Source organism: Ewingella sp. CoE-038-23 (assembly GCF_040419245.1).
In the GTDB taxonomy this organism is placed as follows: domain Bacteria; phylum Pseudomonadota; class Gammaproteobacteria; order Enterobacterales; family Enterobacteriaceae; genus Ewingella; species Ewingella allii.
In genome coordinates, this window is record NZ_JAZHOH010000001.1 from 2,999,038 (window position 1) to 3,017,949 (window position 18,912).

The 18,912-nt window shown below is 54.3% G+C and carries 18 protein-coding genes; 3 read left to right on the forward strand and 15 right to left on the reverse strand.

Annotation, left to right across the window (positions count from 1 at the left end):
• Positions 1–55 precede the first annotated feature (55 nt).
• Positions 56–697, reverse strand: a complete 642-nt coding sequence (gene yfcD, locus V2154_RS14100) for an NUDIX hydrolase YfcD (protein ID WP_353502780.1) — start codon at positions 695–697, stop codon at positions 56–58.
• A gap of 292 nt (positions 698–989) precedes the next feature.
• Between yfcD and yfcG the strand changes: the two genes are divergently transcribed.
• Positions 990–1,619 (forward strand): GSH-dependent disulfide bond oxidoreductase, encoded by a 630-nt coding sequence (yfcG, locus tag V2154_RS14105; RefSeq protein WP_353502781.1) that lies wholly within the window; start codon positions 990–992, stop codon positions 1,617–1,619.
• 185 nt (positions 1,620–1,804) lie between these two features.
• A complete protein-coding gene (locus tag V2154_RS14110) occupies positions 1,805–2,704 on the forward strand; it encodes a TIGR01777 family oxidoreductase (RefSeq protein WP_353502782.1) in 900 nt (299 codons plus the stop codon).
• A gap of 684 nt (positions 2,705–3,388) precedes the next feature.
• Here the strand turns inward: V2154_RS14110 and V2154_RS14115 are convergent.
• Positions 3,389–4,984, reverse strand: a complete 1,596-nt coding sequence (locus V2154_RS14115) for an ABC transporter substrate-binding protein (RefSeq protein ID WP_353502783.1) — start codon at positions 4,982–4,984, stop codon at positions 3,389–3,391.
• A 137-nt stretch (positions 4,985–5,121) separates the two neighbouring features.
• On the opposite strand from V2154_RS14115, the gene pepT reads away from it, so the two are divergent.
• Positions 5,122–6,354, forward strand: coding sequence for a peptidase T (pepT, locus tag V2154_RS14120; protein ID WP_100935735.1), 1,233 nt, complete (start codon positions 5,122–5,124; stop codon positions 6,352–6,354).
• A 68-nt stretch (positions 6,355–6,422) separates the two neighbouring features.
• On the opposite strand, the gene hisP is transcribed toward pepT, so the two are convergent.
• From hisP to V2154_RS14185, 13 genes are all read right to left on the reverse strand, one after another.
• Positions 6,423–7,196 (reverse strand): histidine ABC transporter ATP-binding protein HisP, encoded by a 774-nt coding sequence (gene hisP, locus V2154_RS14125; protein ID WP_353502784.1) that lies wholly within the window; start codon positions 7,194–7,196, stop codon positions 6,423–6,425.
• Between the two features lie 27 nt (positions 7,197–7,223).
• Positions 7,224–7,937 carry an ABC transporter permease gene (locus V2154_RS14130; RefSeq protein ID WP_034791809.1) on the reverse strand — a complete coding sequence of 238 codons (714 nt, stop codon included), beginning with the start codon at positions 7,935–7,937 and terminating at the stop codon, positions 7,224–7,226.
• Positions 7,934–8,620: a histidine ABC transporter permease HisQ gene (locus V2154_RS14135; RefSeq protein ID WP_034791811.1), complete on the reverse strand. Its 687-nt coding sequence runs from the start codon at positions 8,618–8,620 to the stop codon at positions 7,934–7,936. Before V2154_RS14135 ends, V2154_RS14130 begins: the two co-directional genes overlap by 4 nt.
• Positions 8,621–8,786: 166 nt before the next feature.
• Positions 8,787–9,569 (reverse strand): lysine/arginine/ornithine ABC transporter substrate-binding protein ArgT, encoded by a 783-nt coding sequence (gene argT / locus V2154_RS14140; RefSeq protein ID WP_353502785.1) that lies wholly within the window; start codon positions 9,567–9,569, stop codon positions 8,787–8,789.
• Between the two features lie 338 nt (positions 9,570–9,907).
• Entirely contained in the window at positions 9,908–10,480 is a 573-nt protein-coding gene (locus tag V2154_RS14145) for a UbiX family flavin prenyltransferase (protein ID WP_353502786.1), read from the reverse strand.
• 139 nt (positions 10,481–10,619) lie between these two features.
• A complete protein-coding gene (gene purF / locus V2154_RS14150) occupies positions 10,620–12,137 on the reverse strand; it encodes an amidophosphoribosyltransferase (RefSeq protein WP_034791819.1) in 1,518 nt (505 codons plus the stop codon).
• A gap of 31 nt (positions 12,138–12,168) precedes the next feature.
• Positions 12,169–12,660, reverse strand: a complete 492-nt coding sequence (gene cvpA / locus V2154_RS14155; RefSeq protein WP_034791821.1) for a colicin V production protein — start codon at positions 12,658–12,660, stop codon at positions 12,169–12,171.
• Positions 12,661–12,930: 270 nt separating this feature from the next.
• Positions 12,931–13,749 (reverse strand): cell division protein DedD, encoded by an 819-nt coding sequence (gene dedD, locus V2154_RS14160; protein WP_353502787.1) that lies wholly within the window; start codon positions 13,747–13,749, stop codon positions 12,931–12,933.
• Positions 13,742–15,013: a bifunctional tetrahydrofolate synthase/dihydrofolate synthase gene (gene folC, locus V2154_RS14165; protein ID WP_353502788.1), complete on the reverse strand. Its 1,272-nt coding sequence runs from the start codon at positions 15,011–15,013 to the stop codon at positions 13,742–13,744. Before folC ends, dedD begins: the two co-directional genes overlap by 8 nt.
• Before the next feature lie 158 nt (positions 15,014–15,171).
• Complete coding sequence (gene accD, locus V2154_RS14170) at positions 15,172–16,089, reverse strand: acetyl-CoA carboxylase, carboxyltransferase subunit beta (protein ID WP_034791827.1); 918 nt, start codon at positions 16,087–16,089, stop codon at positions 15,172–15,174.
• A 254-nt stretch (positions 16,090–16,343) separates the two neighbouring features.
• The gene (locus tag V2154_RS14175) at positions 16,344–17,012 is read right to left on the reverse strand and encodes a DedA family protein (RefSeq protein WP_034791829.1); all 669 of its coding nucleotides are present in this window, start codon (positions 17,010–17,012) and stop codon (positions 16,344–16,346) included.
• A gap of 59 nt (positions 17,013–17,071) precedes the next feature.
• Positions 17,072–17,887 carry a tRNA pseudouridine(38-40) synthase TruA gene (gene truA, locus V2154_RS14180; RefSeq protein WP_353502789.1) on the reverse strand — a complete coding sequence of 272 codons (816 nt, stop codon included), beginning with the start codon at positions 17,885–17,887 and terminating at the stop codon, positions 17,072–17,074.
• Complete coding sequence (locus V2154_RS14185; protein WP_353502790.1) at positions 17,887–18,897, reverse strand: aspartate-semialdehyde dehydrogenase; 1,011 nt, start codon at positions 18,895–18,897, stop codon at positions 17,887–17,889. The genes truA and V2154_RS14185 overlap by 1 nt, the downstream gene beginning before the upstream one ends.
• Between the last annotated feature and the right edge of the window lie 15 nt (positions 18,898–18,912).

The following is an 18,912-nucleotide window of genomic DNA, read 5'->3' on the forward strand; positions in this document are numbered from 1 at the left end:
TCCGCAAAATGCAGAGGGCGGCCTAAGCCGCCCTCTGCATTTTACTCAGAAGCCGTTAAGCTCCGTCAGCGTTTTTGCTTTCCTGAACGTCACCCAGCGAGAAGGAAGAGGTTTCAACCGGCAGCGGATCGCCCGGTAAGATTTTCTCTTCGCGAACCAACGGCTTACCGTGTTCTTTCTCATTATTGCGGGTCATCCACAGCGACAGCGCTTTCAGCGAGTCTGGGGTGAATTCGTCACAACGGGCAGTGATCTCTTCTGGCGTCATCCAACTGACTTCGTCGATCTCTTCTTCCTGCAAGGCAAAAGGACCGTGGGAAACACAGCTAAACAACGCGCCCCACACGCGGCACTTGTTTGGCTCTTCGAAGTAGAACATGCCGTGCTCAGCAAAAGGCACGCCGGCAATACCCAGCTCCTCTTCTGCTTCGCGACGGGCGGAATCCAGCACAATCTCCCCACTCTGCACCACGCCGCCGGCGGTGGCATCTAACCAACCAGGGAAGAAATCTTTGGTCTCGGTGCGTCTTTGCACCAGGATTTTACCCATGCCGTCGTGAACCACGATGTAGCTGGCACGATGGCGCAGGCACTGAGCTCGCATCTGTTGACGGCTAGCCTGGGCTATAACTTCGTTATCTTCGTTGACGATATCAACCCATTCGCCGGTGCCGGTGTTCTGCTCTTGTTCCGCCATCCTATGAAACCTTCTAAGGGTAAAATTGAGTATCCGCTGATTCTATCTGTCTCTGCGGGGGCGCTTCAATAGCCAGAGTGGCATTGTTCCACGCTTAAAGCTAAGACAGTCCGGGCCGGAAACCATCAGACTAGTCTCACAGTGCCAACCAAGCTTAACTGATATGTTAACCTAAAGTTGATAGTTTGCGGATGTTGCACCCGAGTCAGTAAGAATTCAACGCTATTCTTTGATTATCAGAATCCCGCTCTGCCGCATGTCGGCCACAAAATCTAATAACGCAGGAGGCATTATGATTGATTTATATTACGCGCCAACACCCAACGGACACAAAATCACGCTCTTTCTGGAAGAAGCCGAAATACCCTACCGAATTCAACGCATTAACATCAGTTCCGGCGACCAGTTCAAGCCCGAGTTTCTCGCCATCTCGCCCAATAATAAAATTCCTGCCATTGTTGATGACCAGCCAGTTGATAACGGCGCGCCGATTAGCGTGTTCGAATCCGGCGCCATCTTGCAGTATCTCGCCGACAAAACCGGCAAACTGCTCAGCCAAGAGCTACGCGAACGTACCCTGACCCTCCAGTGGCTCTACTGGCAAGTCGGCGGATTCGGCCCGATGCTGGGGCAAAACCACCATTTCACCCACTTCGCCCCGCAGCCCGTCCCTTACGCCATCGAGCGTTATTTGCAAGAAACCCAACGCCTGTACAACGTGCTCAATACCCAGCTGGAGAAAAACGCCTATATTGCGGGCGAAAACTACAGCATTGCCGATATCGCAACCTACCCGTGGGCAGTTTCACACGAGCGGCAACGGATTGATCTGGCGGACTACCCTGCCGTGCGCAACTGGTTTGAACGCATCAAGAACCGCCCTGCGACGCAAAAAGCCTACGCCGTGGCCGACAACAAGTAGTTCACGCTCAGCCGTTCTTATCCCCAATGCGGTGAGTTTTGCCGATACCCGCGCGGGTTATCGACGCATTGGGGATAAAAATATTTCACTCAGGATGTGCTCCATATCGCGTGTTTAGTGCGAGGAGTAACCTATGCTAAAAAGAAGCCTTCCAACGGGCATTCAATAAGTTAAGGAGCCAGCCTATGAAAATCTTGATAACCGGAGCCACCGGCCTTATCGGACGCCGACTCACAGAACGTCTGCTCGGCCAGTCGCACCATATCACGGCGCTGACTCGCTCCCCCTCTCGCGCCGCCAAAGTGCTCGGCCCGCAGGTATTGCTGTGGGAGTCGCTGGAAGATAAAACCTCTTTAGACGGCTTCGACGCGGTGATCAATCTTGCCGGAGAGCCAATCGCCGATAAGCGCTGGACCAAAGATCAGAAACAGAAGTTATGCGATAGCCGCTGGCAGGTCACCGAGCGACTCGCCACCCTGATTAACGCCAGCCAGAAGCCGCCGTCAGTCTTCATTTCCGGTTCCGCCGTGGGCTATTACGGCGACCAAGGTCAGGCGTTAGTGCCCGAAGATGAGCCGCCAAATAAGCAGTTCACCTGGCAGCTCTGCGCCCGTTGGGAAGCCCTGGCTTTAGCCGCAGAGAGCGACCGCACTAGAGTCTGCCTGCTACGCACCGGCGTGGTGTTAGCCCGTAAAGGCGGCGCGCTGGCGAAAATGGTGCTGCCCTTCCGCGCCGGTCTCGGCGGCCCGTTCGGCGACGGCCAGCAATATATGCCGTGGATCCACATCGACGACATGGTCAATGGCATCATTTTCCTGCTAATGCACGAAACCCTGAGTGGCCCTTTCAACATGGTTTCCCCTTACCCCGCCCGCAACGAACAGTTCAGCGCGTTGCTGGGTGAAGTGCTCCACCGCCCGGCCTTTATGCGCGTGCCTGCGGGCGTTGTGCGCCTGTTGATGGGGGAATCAGCGGTTCTGGTGCTGGGCGGCCAGCGAGCCGTGCCGAGGAGATTGGAAGATGCAGGGTTTACGTTTGGGCATCAGGAGTTGAAGGAGGCGCTGGAGAACGTTCTGAAGGGGTGATTGGGATGGGCTTCCCAAGCGAGCCTTTTAAGGTCAAGGTCGTGCGCTGCCGCCACACCGGCCTTGAAGGGCGCCTATCGCCGCGCCCCTCAAGACTCCCCGGCTCTTTACTGCGCGCTCCGCTCGCTGGACGGACGTGTTTCAGGTACTTCCGTTCTCCACCGCAAAATGTCGCCGCTTAGGCGGTGCCTTCGCTTCAGGCTTCGAGCCTTTGGTCTCGAACCATTCGCTCAGCGCCATTTTTGACTGCGGTTTTGGGGCTTCTCAACCGTGCCGTTTCAGGAGTTTGACTTACTCCCTCCCAGCCTCCCTCTTATCAGGGGGGAGCAAACCAACCCCAAACCACTGAAAAGGTTCGGTGTAAATGCCGGTAGGCCGCGTTCAGAAGTGACGCCGAGGGAGTGGTTCGAGACCAAAGGCTCGAAACCCGAACTGAGGGAACCGCCTAAGCGGCGGCATTTCGCGGCGAACACCGTGGCCGCTGGAACACGTCCATTCCAACCCTGCGAAGCCTCTATTTTACAGCAGGAAAAAACGCAGGGTTCCAAGGGAGGCGCGTTTACGCCTCCCTTGGTCGGTGTGGGCCGACGCCCACGGTTTTGAAGTTGAATTTGAATTTAAAGATTTAAAAAGCAGGTTAGGGCAGCAGCCCAAAAGTTAGCGGCCCGAAAGCCGCCCTCTTTCCTACTCCTTGATGTCCGTCTGGTAGAAAATATGTTTCCCAAACGGGTCGACTTCATACCCGGTCACTTCTTTGCGAACGGGTTCGAAAATCGTCGAGTGGGCGATAAACACTGCCGGAGCCTGATCGTGCATCACTTGCTGCGCCTCTTCGTACAGCGCGACGCGTTTGTCGTGATCGGTGGTTTCTTTAGCTTCGGTGATTAACTTATCGAATGGCGGATAGCACCACTTGGCCGAGTTAGAACCGCCTTTAGCTGCGTTACAGGTGTACAGCGGGCCGAAGAAGTTGTCCGGGTCGCCGTTGGCGGTGGTCCAGCCCATCAGCGCGGCCATGTGCTCGCCGTTGCGGATTCGGGTCTGATACTCGCCCCACTCATAGCTCACAATGTGCGCCTTCACGCCAATTTTCGCCCAATCGGACTGAATCATCTCGGCCATGCGGCGGGCATTGGGGTTGTATGGACGCTGAACCGGCATCGCCCACAGATCGATATCAAAACCATTCGGGAAACCGGCTTCGGCTAATAGCGCTTTGGCTTTTTCTGGTGAGAAATCGTAATCCACCACTTTATCGTTATAGCCCCAGACGCCGGTCGGCAGCAGCGTTTTGGCTACTGTCCCGGTGCCCTGAAACACGGCTTCGATGATTTGCGGCTTGTTGATCGCCATGCTCAGCGCCTGGCGCACTTTCACATTATCCAACGGCGGTTTTTGAGTATTGAAGGACAGGAAGCCGGTATTCAACCCGGACTTGCTCATCAAATTAATGTCTTTATTGGCGCGCATACGGTCCAAGTCAGCCGGATTCGGGAATGGCATCACCTGACACTCGTTCTTCTCCAGCTTGGCGAGGCGCATCGAGGCATCAGGCGTGATGGTGTACACCAGACGGTCGATTTTCGACTTGCCCTGCCAGTATTCCGGGAAAGCTTTGTACAGCAGACGGGTGTCTTTCTGGTACTGCACCAGCTCGAAGGGGCCGGTGCCGATAGGATTCATATCCACTTTTTCTGGCGTACCGGCTTTCAGCATCTGGTCGGCATATTCCGCCGAGAGGATTGAGGCGAAATACCATGCCAAATCAGCCACAAACGGGGCTTCAGGGCGCGTCAGATTGAAGCGAACCGTGTAATCATCCACCTTGTCGATGCTGCCAATCAGGTCCCCCATCTTCAGGCTATCGAAGTTGAGATAAGTCCCGCCCGACACCTTGTGGTAGGGGTTGTTTTCGTCTTTTTGGCGCATGAAGGAGAAAATCACGTCGTCAGCGTTGAAGTCACGGGTTGGCGTGAAAATCTTGCTGCTCTGGAATTTCACCCCTTTGCGCAGATGAAAAGTGTAGGTTTTGCCGTCCGGGCTGATGTCCCAGCTTTCGGCAAGGCTCGGCACTAAATCAGTGGTGCCAGCTTTGAAATCGACCAGACGGTTATAGATAGGCACCGCGCTGGCGTCTACCGAGGTTCCCGAGGTGTAGAGCTGCGGGTTGAACTGCTCTGGCGAGCCTTCGGAGCAATAGACTAAGGTCTTGGCGGACACGCCGCCCGTCACCGCCAAGGCCAGTAAACCGGCACTTATTTTGAGGATGTTGTGTTTCATGGTTTTCCCTGTCGTTGTGTTTAATAACGCTTATTCTTCGTGGTGCATCTTTTAAAAACAGATTAACATTCAAGCAACAGTTAGTAATACTCTGTTATATATGAAAATCTTGTATGTAAGCAAACTTAGGGGTCATAATGTCGACAACAATCGAAAAACAGCTTACCGAACGTTTCTTTCGTTACCTGTCAGTGAGCACGCAAAGTGATGCCCACGCTACTACCCTTCCAAGCACGCCGGGCCAGCACACACTGGCGAAACTACTCGCCGACGAACTCAAAACGCTGGGCCTGCAAAACATTCAAATTGATGAACACGCTACAGTCACCGCCGTGAAGCCAGGTACCAAGCAAGGCGGACCGCGCATTGGCTTCATCACCCATATTGATACCGTGGACGTCGGCCTCAGCCCTGACATTCACCCGCAAACCCTGACTTTCACCGGCGATGATGTCTGTCTGAATAAAGAAAAAGATATCTGGCTGCGCCCGTCTGAGCGCCCGGAGATTTTGCCGTACAAAGGTCAGGAGATTATTTTTAGCGACGGCACCAGCGTGCTCGGCGCGGACAATAAAGCCGCCGTCACTGTGGTAATGACCCTGCTAGAAAACCTGCGCGACGACCAGCAGTATGGCGATATCGTTGTGGCCTTCGTGCCCGATGAGGAGATTGGCCTGCGCGGCGCGAAGGCGCTGGATCTGGCGCGTTTCGACGTGGATTTCGCCTACACCATCGACTGCTGCGAATTGGGCGAAGTGGTGTATGAGAACTTCAACGCGGCGGCGGTAGATATCAGCTTCACCGGCGTGACCGCCCACCCCATGTCCGCCAAAGGCGTACTGGTCAACCCGCTGCTAATGGCCCATGACTTCATCAGCCAGTTTGACCGCGCCGAAACGCCGGAAAACACCGAAGGCCGCGAAGGCTATGTCTGGTTCAACGGCATGAGCGCCACCCAGCAAGGCGCAGAGCTTAAAGCCTCTATTCGCGACTTCGACAGTGACAGCTTTGCAGCGCGCAAAGTCAAAATTCAGCAAGTGGCGAAAGAGATTCAGGCCAAGTACCCAACGGCCAAAGTCTCGGTGGAAATCAGCGATACCTACAGCAATATCAGCAGCGCCATTGGTGAAGACCGTCGGGCGATTGACCTGATTTTCGCGGGTTTACAGCAGATTGGCGTGGAGCCGAAGGTGATCCCAATGCGCGGCGGCACCGACGGCGCGGCGCTGTCGGCGAAAGGCTTGCTGACGCCAAACTACTTCACCGGCGCGCACAACTTCCACTCTAAGTATGAGTTCCTGCCCGTCAGCTCCTTCGTGAAGTCTTATGAACTGACCGTGCAGCTCTGTCTGCTGGCCGCCAAGGGCTAATGCAGTAACGTCCTCCCCTTCAGCCGGGGAGGACGCTTTTCTTACTTCTTTTTTCTTACTTCCAGCTCTTACTTTAAAGCACCTGACAAGAACTGCTGCAAACGCGCTGATTTCGGGCTGCCGAACACTTCTGCCGGATTGCCCTGCTCTTCAATCACACCCTGATGCAGGAAGATCACATGGCTGGAAACGTGACGAGCAAACTCCATCTCGTGCGTCACCACCACCATAGTTTTGCCCTCTTCCGCCAGCTTCTGCATGATGCGCAGGACTTCGCCCACCAACTCGGGGTCCAGCGCCGAGGTCGGCTCATCGAACAGCAATACTTCAGGTTCCATCGCCAGCGCGCGGGCGATAGACACGCGCTGCTGCTGGCCGCCCGAAAGGTTAACCGGGTATTTACCCTGAGCGCGGGCGTCGATACCCACTTTGTCGAGATACTTCACCGCGCGCTCGCGGGCTTCGGCTTTGCTCAGCCCCAGCACCTGAATCGGCGCTTCCATGACGTTTTCCAGCACCGTCATGTGGCTCCACAGATTGAAGTGCTGAAACACCATGGTCAGCTTGGTGCGCAGCAGTTGAAGCTGCTTCTTATCAAATACTTTCAGCTGGCCGTCGGTGTCGCGCACCATCCGGATATCCTGATTATTAACGCTGATCGAGCCTTCGCTCGGCTTCTCAAGGAAGTTAATGCAGCGCAGGAAAGTACTTTTACCGGAACCTGAAGATCCAATAATGCTGATGACGTCACCGGCGTTGGCGGAGAGCGACACGCCTTTCAAGACTTCATGTTCGCCGTAGCGTTTGTGCAGGTCGATAACCGCTAATTTGTTGTCTGGCATAGTGTTATATCCGCAAAATAATACTTATTAGTGAGCTTGAGGCTTAACGTGCGCCAGCCAGCGTCTTTCCGCCAAACGGAACAGACCAATCAATACGAAGGAGATGCACAGGTAAATCACCGCCGCGATGCCGAAGGCGTAAAACGGCTGATAGGTCGCCGAGTTAATGTCGCGGGCAATCTTCAAGACATCCGGGACAGTGGCGGTAAACGCCAGCGCCGTGGAGTGCAGCATCAGGATCACTTCGTTACTGTAAGCAGGCAGAGCCGTGCGCAGCGCCGAAGGCAAAATGATGCAGGTGTAGAGCTTGAAGCGTGAGAAGCCGTAAGCATTGGCAGCCTCAATCTCACCGTGCGGCACTGCGCGAATGGCACCGGCGAAAATCTCGGTGGTGTAGGCGCAGGTGTTGAGAGTCAGCGCTAAAATCGTACAGTTCAGGCCGCTACGGAAGAAGGCGTTGAGGAAGTCCGTCCCGCGCACGATCTCCAGACTGTACATGCCGGAGTAAAACACCAGCAGCTGCACATAGAGCGGCGTGCCGCGAAACACATAGGTGTAGAGCCAGATAGGCAGACGAATAAATTTATTCGACGACACGCGCCCGACGGCCATCGGCACCGCCAGCAGCCCGCCCATCACCACTGAGCTAATCAGCAGCCACAGCGTCACCGCCAGCCCGGTAAAACGGTAGCCATCGCTGTAGAGCAGCGACATGCCATATTGTTGCAGGATCTCAATCATAGGTCCGCCCTCTTCACACCCAGCGAATAGCGGCGTTCCAGCCAGAGCAGCACACCGTTAGAAACCGTGGTAAACACCAGATAAATCACCCCGGCAACGATGGCGAAATAGAAAGGTTGATAGGTGCCCTTGCCCGCCAGCACCGTGGCTTTCACCACGTCATTCAGGCCAAGCAGGGAAACCAGCGCGGTAGCCTTGAGGATAACCTGCCAGTTGTTGCCAATGCCCGGTAAGGCAAAGCGCATCATGGCGGGGAACAGGATCCGGCGAAAAATCTGCCCGCCGCTGAAGCCAAAGGCGGTGGCGGCTTCAATTTGCCCGCGCGGCACGGCCATAAAGGCCCCACGGAAGGTTTCGGTGAAGTAAGCGCCATAGATAAAGCCGAGCGTGATGATACCGGCGCTGAGCGGATCGATATCAATCTGCGCCATGCCCAGTGATTCCGTCAGGCTGTTGAGGACGATTTGTAACCCGTAGAAAATTAATAACATCAGAACCAAGTCCGGCACACCGCGGATGAGCGTGGTATAGCAGCCGAAGATCCCGGAAATCAGACGACTTTTTGAGAGCTTGCCACCGGCACCGATAAGGCCGATAACCACCGCCAGCAGAACTGAGGAGATCGCCAGCTCAAGCGTAACTAAAGTGCCCTGAATGATGACTTGGGAATACCCATATAGCATGCTTTTTTCCTGTCTTTGACCGACATCTGTCGCAGGTTATCGTTATGCTGACACTGTTACGCAGACAACTGTTATACAGACAACGTTGATACAGACCAAGAGTTCAATGTGACGACTAAATGCGGCCCACCGTGACGGCAGGCCGCGAGCGTCATCAGGCTAAGAGTTAGTCACCATAGACGTTGAAGTCGAAGTATTTCTTCGCCAGTTTGTCGTAAGTCCCGTCTTTACGCATTGAGTCAAAGGCTTTGTTCAACGCGGCTTTCAGTTCGCCATCGTCTTTACGCAGGCCCATACCGGTACCCACGCCAAAGAATTTGTCATCTTTCACTGATGGGCCAGCGAACACGTAATTTTTGCCCGGAGCCTGTTTCAGGAAGCCTTCGCTGCCCGCCACTTCGTCCTGGAATGCGGCGTCAAGACGGCCTGAAGCCAAGTCTGCATAGATCAGGTCTTGGTTCTGGTAAGCCACCACGTTCACGCCTTTTGGCTGCCACTCGGCGTTAGCATAGGCTTCCTGCGTTGAACCCTGTAGCACGCCGACGTTTTTGCCTTTCAGCGCGTCCAGAGTAGGAACCAGCTTGGTGCCTTTTGGCGCGATCAGACGCGCGTTAGCCGCGTAGAGTTTCTCGGTGAAGTCGATCTCCAGTTGGCGTTTTTCGGTAATCGACAGAGAAGAGATGATGGCGTCGATTTTCTTCGCTTTCAGCGACGGGATCAGCGCATCAAAATCGCTTTCTACGTAAGTACATTTGATTTGTGCGCGTTTACACATCTCATTGGCTAAATCGATGTCGAAGCCAACCAGTTTGCCGCTAGAGTCTTTGGATTCAAACGGGGCATAAGTCGGGTCTGTGCCGATCTTAATTGCTGTCGGAGCAGCTGCGAAAGCGCTACTTGCGCTGGCTAAAACCAAAACCAGAGGAAGAACTTTGAACAACTTTTTCATACATTACCCTCAGTCATTAATCGTCTGTTGTGGTTGGTCGTTTCTGTTGTGATTGAACGTCTTTTTATTATGTTTGCAGCTTATTTATCAGGCGGGGAATATGAATCCCCTGATTTTACTATGCAGTTTTCATGCCTATTGTGTCTCGGCTGGGTTAACCGGTCATTGCTCGCCCGATGCGATTAAAAATGCATCAAGATAGTTCTGCAAATCAGCAAGATGAATAAAGCACAGGAACAGATTGCAATAAAAATGCACCAAAATGAAACAGGCAATGTTTGATTTTGGTGCAATGTTATCAATTTGTGCAAAAGGTGGGCGTAAATGGTGAAGAACGACTAGCGACTGCCCTGCCATCGAACAAAAAGATCTTCCGGCAGCTCTATGTCAAATTGATCAATGACCCGATTCACGGTCTGATTGATGATGTCATCGACGCTGGTTGGGCGATGATAAAATGCGGGCACCGGCGGCATGATCACCGCGCCAAGCTCGGCGGCTTGGGTCATCAAGCGTAAATGCCCAAGGTGCAGCGGGGTTTCTCGCACGCAGAGCACCAGACGGCGGCTCTCTTTGAGCACCACGTCGGCGGCGCGGGTCAGCAGGCCGTCGGTATAGCCATTAACGATGCCAGACAGGGTTTTGATCGAACACGGCAGGATAACCATCCCCCCGGTGCGAAATGAGCCAGAAGAGATGCTGGCGGCAATATCACGGGAATCATGGACGACGTCGGCCAGTTGCTGCACGTCGCGCAGCGTCAAATCGGTTTCCAGCGTTAAAGTCTGGCGGGCGGCATTGCTCATCACCAGATGGGTTTCGATCTCCGGCACGCTTTGCAGCACCTGAAGAAGTCGAACACCAAAAATTGCGCCACTCGCGCCGGAAATGCCGACAATAAGTCGTTTCATGAGACTGCCTCTGAAAAGTTGCACTGAATTCAGCGCCAATACTGACATAAAAAAACGCACCCGCCCAAGATGAATTGGACGGGTGCGTGATAGCGGCGACAACTTGGCGTGGCTCAGTAAGCGCTTACCTTGGCGAAACTTAGCCTTCGTTGTGCATTTCCAGATTTTCAGCTTCCTGCTGGCCGCGTAACGCCTGGGCGTCGTCGTTGCGCAGGGCTTCGAGATATTCGAGGTAGTTCTGATCCACGTCTTTGGTAACGTAAACGCCGTCAAACACGGAACATTCGAACTGCTCGATATCCACGTTATCTTCTTTCACTGCCGCAATCAGGTCGCTCAGGTCCTGGAAGATTAACGCGTCGGCGCCAATCATCTGGTTGATTTCACTGACTTCGCGACCGTGAGCAATCAGCTCGTTGGCACTTGGCATGTCGATACCGTAAACGTTCGGGAAACGAATCTCAGGTGCCGCAGAGGCCAGATAAACGCGTTTCGCCCCGGCTTCGCGCGCCATCTCAACGATTTGCTGAGAAGTAGTACCACGCACGATGGAGTCATCCACCAGCAGCACGTTTTTATCGCGGAACTCAGCGCGGTTGGCGTTGAGCTTGCGGCGCACCGACTTACGGCGCTCCTGCTGGCCCGGCATGATAAAGGTACGGCCGACGTAACGGTTCTTCACAAAGCCCTGACGATAGGGCTTGTCGAGGATACGGGCGATTTCCAGCGCGATATCGCAAGAGGTTTCCGGGATAGGAATGACCACGTCGATATCCAAGTCTTCCCACTCACGAGCAATTTTCGCGCCCAGCTTCTCGCCCATGCGAACACGTGCGCTGTAAACGGAAATCTTGTCGATGAAGGAGTCCGGACGCGCGAAATAGACGTATTCGAACAGGCATGGGTTGTACTGAGGGTTTTCAGCACACAGGCGGGTGAACAGCTGGCCTTTCTCGGTGATGTACACCGCTTCGCCTGGCGCGACGTCGCGCAGGAACTCAAAACCTAAGGTGTCGAGCGCCACGCTCTCCGATGCCACCATGTACTCATTGCGGCCATCTTCCAGAGTGCGTTTACCGATAACCAGCGGGCGGATCCCGTGCGGGTCGCGGAACGCCAGCATGCCGTGACCGATGATCATCGCGACGCATGCATAAGCACCGCGGATTTTCAGGTTCATGGCGGATACGGCAGCGAACACGTTGTCAGCTTCCAGCGGGTAGTGCTGGAAACGGTCGAGTTCACTGGCCAGAATATTGAGCAGAATTTCAGAATCAGAAGTGGTGTTAACGTGGCGGCGTTGGCCTTCGAACAGGTTACTTCTCAATTCGTGAGCGTTGGTCAGGTTACCATTGTGGGCCAAAGTGATGCCGAACGGTGAGTTGACGTAGAAAGGTTGAGCTTCCGAAGCGCTAGAACTGCCAGCCGTAGGGTAGCGAACATGCCCAATACCCATGTTGCCCTGCAAGCGTTGCATATGGCGTGCTTCGAATACATCTCTCACCAGACCATTGGCTTTCCGTAAACGGAAGTTGTTATTAGCATCAATGGTGACGATGCCCGCAGCATCTTGCCCACGGTGTTGTAACACCGTTAACGCATCATAAATCGACTGGTTTACCGGCGCAAAACCGGCGATACCGACAATACCGCACATGTTGTCTTTTCCTCATCAGCGCTGCCAAAAACTAGAGATGTTTTGGCAAGAAACTCGACGTGCTCTGCAGGTAGTCAAAGAACCACCTGATGATATAACTGAACTGTGGGATCAACTGAGACTGTTTCCAGTCCTCACTTTGTGAAAAGCCGGTAAAGGTATCCAGGAAGAACAGCATCGCGGAAACAATCAGTACGCCACGCAGTGCGCCGAAACACACGCCTAGCACTCTGTCTGTGCCGGATAACCCGGTTCGCTCAACCAGTGAACCAATCACATAGTTGACAATTGCACCTACGATCAACGTCGCGATGAACAAGATGGCAATTGCGATCCCGTTTCGAACTAATTCATCTTCGAAACGTGTGAAATAGATGGCGAGATAGGGGTAATAATGGCTGGCAACGAAGAAGGCGCAAGCCCAGGTTACCAGTGATAAGGCCTCGCGAACAAAACCCCGGATCAGGCTAACTAAAGCAGAAAACCCAATTACCGCAATAATGACGTAATCAATCCAGACCATTAACGTATTCCAATGTATAGACCAGTAAAACCCGTCTCCTATCCATTTCGCGGCGAATTCTAACAGAAAAAGAAAACGTTTGCGTAGGGGAAATCTGCGGGTTAGGAAAATTATTAACAGCGATGAAAAAAACCTCAATCATCGCAGAAACCTATAAAATTCCGACCTCAGAATCTTATAGAAAAAGGGCACAAAACGCGTGCCCTTTCCGATTATTTCTTAAGATTTAAACCCAGTTATTGGCGCAACCACAGCGCCAACAATGCAGGTTTATTTGCCTGCGCTATAGGAGCGCACCTGCCCGCTTAACCCACTGATCTGGTTTAGCTGCGGCAGAGAAGCCTCGAGTTTTTGCTTCGAAGCATCTGGCCCGACGAAGACGCGCGTGATCTGCCCCTGCACCGGCGTGCTTGGCACAGTGTAAGCGCGGTAGCCCGACAGGCGCAGGTTAGCGACAATCTCGCTGGCCTTGGCGGCATTCTTCAACGCACCGAGCTGGACAATATAAGCCTGACCGCTTGGCGCTTTCTCTTCCGCCTGCGGCTTGCTTTCAGCTTTCGGCGCTTCCGCCGCTTTTGGCTGCTCAACCGCCTTCGGCTGCTCTACCGGTTTGGTTTCAACCGGTTTTGGTTTCGGCTTTTCGACCGGCTTTGGTTTCTCAACCGGTTTCGCTTCCACCATTGGCTTCGGCTCAATGGCCTTCGGCTTGGTTTGGGTCTGATGCGTCGGCTGCGTCACTTTCGGCTGCTCAGGGCGCTTGGTGACTGGCGTGACTACCGGCTCGTCCGGCTGGGCATCAGTGTCATCAGGCAGTTCCTGACCGCTATTAGCAGGCTGCGAGGCGATATTCCCCTGCCCCTTCACGGCTTCGCTCGCGCCTTCCGGCGGCTGGGCTGGCAGAGATTGCGTCACCGGCGGCGGCACGTCCCCCTGTTCCGGCGCGTCACCCGGCTTTGGTACCAGCGGAATGGACGCAAATTCATCTTCATAATGCTTTTTCTTGCCATCGAGCAGGCCGGGCAAAATGATCACGCCGAGCGCCACCAAAATAACCGTTCCGACCAGACGATTTTGAAACTTACTAGCCACTGGTTTTCCCCGCGTCTAAAGCAGCCATCACGTGCGCTACGGTATGAAATGATCCGCAGACAATCACAATATCCTGACTATCAGCATCCTGCATCGCCTGCTGCCAGGCGGAAACCACATCCGTGAACTGATACGCTTGCGTCAGATGCACAGAGAGTTCTTCTACACTGGCACCGCGCGGCCCTTCGAGCGGCGCGCAGTACCAAAAATCAATTTGTGGCGAGAGGCAAGCCAGGGTACCCGCAATATCTTTATCATGCAGCATACCGACTACCGCGCGCACTTTCCCGCCGTTGCGTGGCAATTCGGACAAACGCCCGGCCAGATAAGCCGCGGCGTGTGGGTTATGGGCGACATCCAAAATCAGACGCGGCGACTCGCTCACTGTCTGAAAGCGCCCCGGCAACTGCGCCTGCTGCAAACCACGGCGAATCGCCTCTTCGGCAATCTCTAACGCACTAAAATGCAAAGCCGCCAGCGCCGTTGCGGCATTGGCGAGCGGAACATTAGGAATTGGCAAATTCGCCAGCGTCTTGCCCTCTGTGGCCTGCCAGCTCCAGCTATCACCTTGCACGGCGTAACGCCAGTTCTCACCCACGCGATACAGCTGGGAACCCTTCTCTGCGGCCACGTCAGCAATGGACTGCGGCATATCCGGCTCGCCAACCACGGCGGGGGTTTGACCACGGAACACGCCGGCTTTTTCACGGCCAATACTTTCGCGGTCTGACCCTAACCAGTCAGTGTGGTCCAACGCAATACTGGTTACGACAGCCACATTGGCATCCACGATATTGGTGGCGTCAAGACGGCCGCCAAGACCCACTTCGAGAATAACCACGTCCAGTTTGGCATTCTTAAACAGCTGCAAAGCAGAGACGGTGCCGTACTCGAAATAGGTCAGAGAAATATCACCTCGACCGGCTTCAAGCGTAGCAAAAGATTGGCAATGTGCTTGTTCTGGCAGCTCTTCGCCCTGAATTCTGACCCGCTCGGTGTAGCGAACCAAATGAGGAGAGCTGTAGACCCCAACGCGCAACCCCGCAGCCATTAAGATAGCTTCCAGCGTGCGGCAGGTGGTGCCCTTGCCATTGGTGCCAGCGACGGTGATGACAAAAGGCGCGGGTTGCAGCAAGTCGAGCTTGGCGGCAACCGCTTTGACACGCTTGAGACCCAGCTCTATCGCTTGAGAATGGAGGTTTTCGAGATAATAAAGCCACGCGGCCAAAGGCGACGTGGCTTGGGGAATAGGTAGATTCTGCATGAGTCTCGTTCAGCCAATGTTAGGTCCACTTCGACACTATACCCAAAGTCATTGAAGTTGCAGCAAGACTACAAACCAGATGAAACACGGCCCCTTGACCAAAGCGTGCGAGAGCTCCCGCACGCTCGAGATGACTGACCGGTTTCATCTCAGACTAATCAGGCATCCTGATGGTTGTCAGCCGCGTTGCCGCTGACTGCCGCCTGAACCACGTCCACTTTAGGCTCAGGTTGACCGGTTAATTTGGCCAGCACGCTGCCCAATTTAGGTCGCAGATCAGGACGGCGAACGATCATGTCGATAGCGCCCTTCTCAATCAGGAACTCACTGCGCTGGAAGCCCGGCGGCAGTTTTTCACGAACGGTTTGTTCGATAACGCGTGGGCCAGCAAAGCCGATCAGCGCTTTTGGCTCAGCCACGTTGATATCACCCAGCATTGCCAGACTCGCCGACACGCCACCCATGGTTGGGTCAGTCATTACAGAAATGTACGGCAGGCCGCGTTCCTGTAATTTTGCCAGAGCAGCACTGGTTTTCGCCATCTGCATCAGGGACATCAGCGCTTCTTGCATACGCGCACCGCCACTGGCTGAGAAACAGACCAGCGGGCAATTATCTTCCAACGCCTGCTCTACCGCACGAACGAAACGTGCGCCAACAACAGAAGCCATTGAACCGCCCATGAAGGCAAATTCAAAAGCAGCAACGACGATTGGCATGCCGTACAGGGTGCCTTTCATGACAACCATGGCATCTTTTTCGTCAGTTTCTTTCTGCGCTGCAACCAGACGGTCTTTATATTTTTTGGAATCTTTAAACTTCAGAACATCTTTAGGCTCAAGCTCGCTGCCTAATTCAACCTCGCTGCCTTCATCCATAAAGGTGAAGAGGCGCATACGCGCAGACATGCGCATGTGATGGTCGCACTTTGGGCAAACCATGAGATTGCGTTCCAACTCGGCGCGGTAAAGTACCTGACCGCAGCTGTCACACTTAGTCCAGACACCCTCAGGAATGCTTGCCTTACGGGTTTGCGAGACGTTGCTCTTATTAAGAATTCGTTCAATCCAGCTCATCGATAACCTTTCTGTTTGAACCCGGCCGAAGCCAGTCCGCTGTTCATGCTGTAACAAGTCCCCTGAAACCTACCCAAAATCACCCGCCAGCACTGATGCCCAGTGGCATTCACCATGCAAAACGGAAGGGTTGTTCGCAGGAACAGACCATAAATGTCGCTCATTAAACCATAACGGCCCGACGCTGTGGATAAAAAACTGGTCGAACCCTCTGGTTTAATCTCTTTATATTTCCCAGCTTTGCTGCCTTAAGGCTAGCCTTGCTGACGCTTTTCCTTGGCTGCCGCACGTTTGTGCCGCCAAATTTCGATCACGCCCGGCAAAATCGAAAGCACAATGATCGCCACGATCAATAATTTCAGATTTTCCTGAACCACCGGCACGTTGCCGAAAAGGTAGCCAGCATAGGTAAATAACAGCACCCAAACTAGCGCACCAATCACGTTATAGGCCGCAAAGTGGCGATACGACATGCGCCCCATACCCGCAACGAAGGGTGCAAAAGTTCGTACGATTGGGACAAAGCGCGCAAGAATAATCGTTTTGCCGCCATGTTTCTCGTAAAACTTGTGTGTTTGATCCAAATAACTGCGACGGAAAATCTTCGAATTCGGGTTGCTGAACAAACGTTCACCAAACAGGCGGCCAATCGTATAGTTAATCGCATCACCCAGAATCGCCGCCACCACCATCAGGAACACCATCAGATGGACATTCAGATCATTGCCCGGCAAGGCCGCCAGCGCGCCAGCCACGAACAGTAAAGAATCGCCCGGCAGGAACGGCGTGACCACCAGCCCCGTCTCACAGAATAAGATCAGGAACAGGATACCGTAGACCCAAACACCATACTGAGCAACCAGCTCGGCCAAGTGCACATCGATATGTAAAATGAAATCAATAACAAGGTGGATGAAATCCATTTGATTTATCGCCTTTTTTAAGCGCCCGATGCGCAATGTTAATCAATAGAAAACCGTCTTCAGTCTTCTAAGAACAGCGGCCCCATATTCATTTTGGGTAAGCCAAACTTCTCCGGGTAATCCACTGAGACTAAGTACAACCCCTCAGCACGCGCGGTGGCAGCCGCCAAATTGCGGTCTTTGGCTGCTAACAGCTCGCCCATCCAGCTTTCCGGCTGGATCCCGGCACCGATATCAATCAAGCTGCCGACGATATTGCGCACCATGTGGTGAACAAAGGCGTTGGCTTTGACATCCACCACCACATAGTTACCGTGGCGCGCGACGTTCAGGTGCATCATGTAACGCCACGGCGTGCGCGACTGACACTGGGAGGCGCGAAACGACGTGAAGTCATTCTCACCCAACAGTGCCTGACCGGCACGCTGCATTTTGTCGACGTCCAGCGGCATATGCACATGGGTGATTCCACTGTGCAGAATGGCCGAACGGTAGCGATGATTATAGATAACGTAACGATAACGGCGCGCGGTGGCGCTAAAGCGCGCGTGGAAATCCTCCGGCACCTCGTGCATCCAGCGCACGGCGATGTTTTTCGGCAAATGGGTATTCACCCCCATGGTCCACGCCGCCTCTTTACGCATTACCGGCGTCTCGAAATGCACCACTTGCCCGGTGGCGCTGACGCCCGCGTCAGTACGCCCCGCGCAAAACACCACAATCGGCGCATCCGCCACGCGGCTCAAGGCCTTTTCCAGACAGGCCTGAACGCTGGCCGCCTCTTGCTGGCGCTGCCAGCCATAATAGGCGCTACCGTCGTACTCAATTCCTAATGCAATGCGTCCGGCAACGGGCGCAGCAGGCAATTCAGACATTAATACCAATACTCCCCAATCAGCTTCTCGGCAGTTTCTACCGCCATCAGCGCGCCGCCGAAGCGCACGTTGTCAGCCACAGACCAGAACTGCACCACTTCAGGAATACCGTAATCATTGCGCAGACAGCCGATGCTCAGGTTGGCGTTGCCCGAGGCGTCGCTGACCTGTGTCGGGAAATCATCTTCTTCGCTCAGATTAATATCATCAATGCGTTCAAGCTCGGTGCGGGCTTCTTCGGCAGACAGCGGGCGCAAGCCTTCCATATGCACCACCTGCGCGTGGCCGTAAAACACCGGCGACTGCACGCAGCTGACAGAAATCGGTAAGCCGTCGTTTTGCAACACTTTGCGCACTTGGTCAACCAGACGGCGCTCTTCGCGCACGCTGCCCTCTTCGTCATTCAACAGCGGCAACAGGTTGAAAGCCAACTGCTTGCTGAAAATGCCCTCTTCGGCAGGAATGCCGTTGAGCAGGCGCGCGCTCTGCCCGGCCAAATCGTCCACCGCCGCTTTGCCCAAGGCAGAAACCGAGAGCAGAGAAGTCACGTGCAGACGCGCCAAACCAGCCTGATCGGTTAAAGGCTTGATGGCGGTTAACAGCTGGCTGGTCAGGCTATCGGCGACCGCCACGATGTTGCGGTTGCGATAGTGCGCCAGCGCGTCAGGGTTAACCCCCGGCACCACCAGCGGAATGTCGTGTTCCATAGCAAACAGGCCGCTGCTGTCGATAACCAGACAGCCCTGATTGGCGGCTTCTTCGGCAAACTGCGCAGAAGCTTCGTGACCGGCTACAAAGAAAGCCAGTTGCACCTGCGACCAGTCGAACTCGGCGACGTTTTGCACGCGCAGGCTTTTGCCATTGAAGCGCACGGTTTGACCCGCGCTGCGTTCGCTGGCTAACGGAAAGAGTTCACCAACCGGGAACTGGCGATCGGCCAGCAGCTCCAGTAACGCATCACCGACTGCGCCCGTGGCGCCAAGCAGCGCAATATTCCAGCCATCAGACATGTTGGTCTTCTCCAA